The organism is Promicromonospora kroppenstedtii DSM 19349 (genome assembly GCF_000515355.1).
GTDB classification, from domain to species: Bacteria; Actinomycetota; Actinomycetes; order Actinomycetales; family Cellulomonadaceae; genus Promicromonospora; species Promicromonospora kroppenstedtii.
This window is the reverse complement of the sequence record NZ_KI911741.1, coordinates 36037-41092: the sequence shown is the minus strand read 5'-3', so window position 1 is coordinate 41092 and position 5056 is coordinate 36037. Positions and strand designations below refer to the sequence as shown.

Annotated in this window: 5 protein-coding genes; 4 read left to right on the top strand and 1 reads right to left on the bottom strand. The window is 73.4% G+C overall.

Annotation, left to right across the window (positions count from 1 at the left end; all coding sequences use genetic code 11):
• A partial coding sequence (locus PROKR_RS23610; RefSeq protein ID WP_157602601.1) for an SRPBCC family protein occupies nucleotides 1-390 on the bottom strand: 390 nt, incomplete at its 3' end.
• Nucleotides 391-438: 48 nt separating this feature from the next.
• On the opposite strand from PROKR_RS23610, the gene PROKR_RS23605 reads away from it, so the two are divergent.
• From PROKR_RS23605 to PROKR_RS23590, 4 genes are all read left to right on the top strand, one after another.
• On the top strand, nucleotides 439-2106 hold the full coding sequence (locus PROKR_RS23605) for a metallophosphoesterase family protein (protein WP_245605951.1): 1668 nt from the start codon (nucleotides 439-441) through the stop codon (nucleotides 2104-2106).
• A gap of 9 nt (nucleotides 2107-2115) precedes the next feature.
• A complete protein-coding gene (locus PROKR_RS23600; protein ID WP_036968389.1) occupies nucleotides 2116-2826 on the top strand; it encodes a metal-dependent transcriptional regulator in 711 nt (236 codons plus the stop codon).
• A 77-nt stretch (nucleotides 2827-2903) separates the two neighbouring features.
• Nucleotides 2904-4133, top strand: coding sequence for an MFS transporter (locus PROKR_RS23595; RefSeq protein WP_036968385.1), 1230 nt, complete (start codon nucleotides 2904-2906; stop codon nucleotides 4131-4133).
• A 46-nt stretch (nucleotides 4134-4179) separates the two neighbouring features.
• Nucleotides 4180-4839, top strand: a complete 660-nt coding sequence (locus PROKR_RS23590; RefSeq protein WP_051433284.1) for a vitamin K epoxide reductase family protein — start codon at nucleotides 4180-4182, stop codon at nucleotides 4837-4839.
• The last annotated feature ends 217 nt before the right edge of the window (nucleotides 4840-5056 follow it).

Genomic DNA, 5056 nt, shown 5'->3' with positions numbered 1-5056 from the left:
CGGGACCGGCGCCACCCGCCAGACCAGGCGCACGTCCGTGCGCGGCCGGCCGGGCGTCGAGGCGTCCGAGACCACCACGTCGGCCAGCCCTGCCAGGTCCCCGGAGACGTCCAGCCGCGCTCGCCCGGGTACGTCGTCGGACGGCGCCGTCGTCTCCACGAGGTCCAGCCGGAACGCCAGCGCGTACCCCAGCGGGCTGCGCACCCGTAGCCGGGCCCACGTCCCGGGCGCCGCCAGCCCGTCCGGCCCGGCGGTGCTCCCCGTCTCGTCGGCGGTGAGGCCCGGCCACCAGTCGGGCCAGGTGAACCGCGGGTCGGCGAGCACCGACCAGACCCGCGCCGGGGTCCCGGCAGGCCGCCAGAGCGACTCGAGCACGAACATGGCGCTCATCGTGCCAGCGGCGGGTGACCGGTGCGCGTGCATGAAAAGGTAGAGGGGATGAGTCGTTCGAAACCGCCCCGCTGGCTGCGCTGGACCCTCGCGGGAGTGGCAGCCGCCCTGCTGTGTCTCATGTTCGGGATCACCACCGCCAAGGCCGACCTCAGCCTCGGCCCGCACGAGGCGACCTACGCGATCACCGCGGACGACGAGGTCGTCGCCGACCTCGGCCCGCTCGGCACGGTCGTGACGGACTCGCCGTTGCCCCTGACGCTCGGCGTGCGCATCACGGTGCACGAGATCCCCGCGGACCTCGCGGCCGTGGACGCCGCCAGCTTCGACGCGCTCGCCGGCGACCTCGACGGGTACCTCCAGTTCTTCGACACCCCGCAGCGGACGGTGCGCACCGTGGCGACGGCGCTGGTCTGGGACGCCCTGCGCGGCGCGGCGGGCGCGGCCGTGGTCCTGGTCGGCGGAGCCTACGGATTGCGGCTCCTGCTCGGCGCCGCCCGACGACGGGAGCTCGCCCGAAGCATGGCTGCCCGAACCTGGGAGATCACCGCCGCCACCGTGGTCGTCGTGCTGGTCGCCGCTACGGCCACCGCGAGCGCCGGCCCGGAGGAGCGCGCTGCGCTGCCCGCGTCGCCGGTGTTCGCGGGGACGGCTCTGGAGGGTGCGCGGATCACGGGCCGGCTGGCGGGCGTGATCGACACGTACAGCGGTCAGCTCGTGGACACGTACCAGGCGAACGAGGTGTTCTACGCGGGCGCCCGGGAGAAGCTGATGGCGGCGTGGGACGCGCGGGTCGCGGAGCAGGACGCGGCGCCGGTCGAGGACGGCGCCACGGCGTCGGCGGACCCGGACGCGCCGGACTACGTGACGTTCCTCGTGGTCTCGGACCTGCACTGCAACACGGGGATGACGCCGCTGATCCGGGATCTCGCGGACAGCCTGGCGCCCGACGTCATGCTGAACGCGGGGGACACCACGATCAACGGCACGAGCGTGGAGTCGGTGTGCGTGGACTCGTTCGCCTCGGCGGTGCCGGACGGCGTCCCGTTCGTCGTCTCGGACGGCAACCACGACTCGCGCCTGACGACGGCCACGGAGCTGGCCAACCGGCAGGTCGTGCTGGACGGCGAGGTGGTCGAGGTGGAGGGCGTGCGGATCCTCGGCGACCGGGACCCGCTGGAGACGCGGATCGGTGGTGGCACCGTGATCGCGCGCGAGGAGACACCCGCGGAGGCCGGGGAGCGGCTGCGGGACACGGCGTGCGAGGCGGCCGGAGAGCCGGGACTCGGCGGGTACACCGGCGAGGACCGGGTGGACCTGCTGCTGATCCACCAGCCCGCCGTGGGTGACGCGGCCCTGGAGTCGGGCTGCGTGCCGTTCCAGCTGTCGGGGCACATGCACACGCGGATCGGGCCGGACGTCGTGGGCTACGGGGTGCGGTACGTCAACGCGAGCACCGGTGGCGCCACGAAGGGCAACACGTCGGTGGGGCCGCTGCGCGACACGTCCGAGATGACGGTGCTGCGGTTCGACCCGGAGCGGCGCCGGTTCGTGGACTGGCAGCTCGTGGAGGTCACGCCCGAGGGGGATGCGGCCGTGAGCGAGCGGCGGGCCGTCCCGCCGACCGTCCCGCTGCCCGCCGAGGTGCCGGACGAGGTGCCCGGTGACGTCCCGGGTGCCGGAAGCACGCCGTCGTCCTTGCCGTCGGGCAACTAGGCTCGGGGCGTGGAGATCACTACCGACCCGGCCGAGCTGACGCCCGTCGCCCAGGACTACCTGAAGGCCGTGTGGTCGGCGCAGGAGTGGTCGGACGAGAAGGTGACCACAAAGCACCTGGCCGACCGCCTCGGGGTGGGTGCGTCCACGGTGTCCGAGACGGTGCGCCGCCTGAGCGGGCAGGGCCTCCTGGAGCACGAGCGGTACGGCGCGATCCGGCTGACGGACGACGGCCGCCGGCTCGCGCTGGTGATGGTGCGGCGGCACCGGCTGCTGGAGACGTTCCTCGTGGAACAGCTCGGGTACGGCTGGGACGAGGTGCACGACGAGGCCGAGGTGCTGGAGCACGCGGTCTCGGACGTGTTCGTGGAGCGGATGGCGGAACGGCTGGGCAACCCGTCGCGCGACCCGCACGGCGACCCGATCCCGGCGGCCGACGGCACCGTGGTGCGGCCCGACGCCGTGCCGCTGTCGTCGATGCACGCGGGCGACGCGGGCACCGTGGTACGTATCTCCGACGCCGACCCGGAGGCCCTGCGCTACCTCGCCGAGCTGGGCCTGGACCTGGACCTCCGGGTGGAGGTCACCACGCGCCGCGAGTTCGCCGGCACGGTCGCCGTCGCCTGGACCTGTCCGCCCGCCCCGGGAGCGGACGGCGACGAGCGCGTGGCCGATCTCGGACTGCTGGCGGCCTCCCGCGTGTGGGTGGCCCAGGAGTAGTCTTCTCCCCGTTCCTCAACGCTCGTCGCCGGTGTCGCCGACGCACCCCCCGAATCGATACGACTCCCGGAGACCCCATGGCGACCAGCGCCCCTCAGAACGCCCCGGACCAGGCGCCGGAACCCGGCTCGATGCGCCGGGCCGCGCCCGCGCTCGTCGCGCTCGCCGTGGGCGGGTTCACCATCGGCACCACCGAGTTCGCCGCGATGGGCCTGCTGCCCGACGTCGGTGCCGACCTCGGCGCGACCGACCCCCAGGTGGGCCACACGATCACGGCGTACGCGCTCGGCGTCGTCGTCGGGGCGCCGCTGCTGACCGTGGCCGCCGCGCGCATGTCGCGCAAACGCCTGCTCCTCGCGCTGATGGGGTTCTACACGGTCGCGAACGTGCTGTCCGCCGCCGCGCCCGACATCGGCTGGCTGGTGGCCGGCCGGTTCCTCGCGGGCCTGCCGCACGGCGCGTTCTTCGGCGTCGGCGCCGCGGTCGGTGCCGCCGTGGCCGGACCGGCCCAGCGCGGCCGGGCCGTCGCGACGATGATGACCGGCCTGACCATTGCGAACGTCGTCGGCGTACCGCTGTCCACCTGGGTGGGGCAGGTCTTCGGCTGGCGCACGTCCTACGTGCTGATCGGCGCGCTCGGGATCGCGACGCTCCTGGGGCTCTGGCGCCTGATCCCGGCCGGCGCGGGCGGCGAGGGCCGTTCGGTGCGTACCGAGCTGGCCACCCTGCGCAACGCGCCGCTGTGGTTCGCGTTCGTGGCCGGGGCCATCGGGTTCGGCGGCATGTTCGCCGTCTACACCTACGTGGCCCCCACCATGACGGGCGTGACCGGCCTGCCCGGCGGGGCCGTGCCATGGGTACTGGCCCTGTTCGGCGTCGGCATGACCGTGGGCACGCAGATCGGCGGGCGGCTCGCCGACCGCGGCGTGCTGCGCGCCGTCCTGATCGGCTTCGTGGCCACGGCGGCCTCGCTCGTCCTGTTCGCGCTGACCGGCGCCTCGGTGGTGCCCGCGCTGGTCTCCCTGTTCCTGCTGGGCGTCACCTCGCAGATGCTGGGCCTCGCGTTCCAGACCCGGCTCATGGACCTGTCACCCGGTGCGCCGTCGCTCGGCGCGGCGCTGTGCCACGCCGGGCTCAACGTCGCCAACGGCGCGGGCGCGTTCCTGGGCGGCGTCGTCATCGACGCCGGCTGGGGCTACCTGGCACCGGCCTGGGCCGGCGCCGTGGTCACCGTGCTGGGCCTGGGCATGATCCTGGCGTTCGGGCGGCAGCGAGTCGTGCACCAGCACACGGAGACCCCACTGTGACCCAGGATTCAGCAATGTCCCAGCCTGCGCCGGTAGCGTAGGGCGGGTGACCGATACCGGGGCGACCACGACGTCGTCGGAGAGCTCGTTGGACAGCGCGAACGATGTCGCCACGCCCGGCTCCAGGCCGCTCGGCGGCCGGGCCGTGGCGCTGCTCCTGGTGGTGCTGGGCGCGATCGGCTTCGCCGCATCGTTCGCCCTCGCCGTGGAGAAGTACCTCAAGCTCGTCGACCCGAACCACACGGCGTCCTGCAGCATCAACCTCTTCGTCGACTGCGGCGCCGCGATGTCCTCGTGGCAGGGCGCGCTGCTCGGCTTCCCGAACCCTTACCTGGGCGTCGCCGCGTTCCCCGTGGTGATCACCACGGGCGTGGTGCTGCTCGTCGGCGCCCGCCTGCCCCGCTGGTACTGGACGTCGCTCCTGGTCGGCACGGTGCTGGGCCAGGCGCTCGTGTTCTTCCTGATGTACACGAGCTTCTACGTGATCGTCGCGCTGTGCCCGTACTGCATGGTCGTGTGGACCATCATGTGGCCGCTGCTCTGGTACCAGCTGGTGCGCGGCGTCCAGTCGGGTGACCTGCCCGCGGGCGCCGGCCTGCGGAACATCATGGTCGGCAACCGGCACATCATCCTGGTCATCGGGTACGTCGCGGCCGTGGCGTGGCTGATGCTCGCGGTGGGCGGCGACCTGGTCGCGTCGTTCTGACGGCCTGCCCTCGGAGCCGCTGACGGCCCCGCGTGCCTGGGGGAGAGACCACGTCCTGGAGGTGTGTTGCGCTGCGTAGACACTGTCTACGCAGCGCAACACACCTCTCGTCTTTCCGTGCGGTCAGCGGGTCAGCGCCTCGCGCAGCACCCGGCCCTCGCTGCCCGACGGTGGCGCGTAGCCCAGCAGCGCCGAGATCGTCGGAGCGGCGTCGACG

Coding starts and splice junctions, on each gene's coding strand:
- PROKR_RS23595 (WP_036968385.1), top strand. CDS start 2,904: ATGGCGACCAGCGCCCCTCAGAACGCCCCGGACCAGGCGCCGGAACCC.
- PROKR_RS23605 (WP_245605951.1), top strand. CDS start 439: ATGAGTCGTTCGAAACCGCCCCGCTGGCTGCGCTGGACCCTCGCGGGA.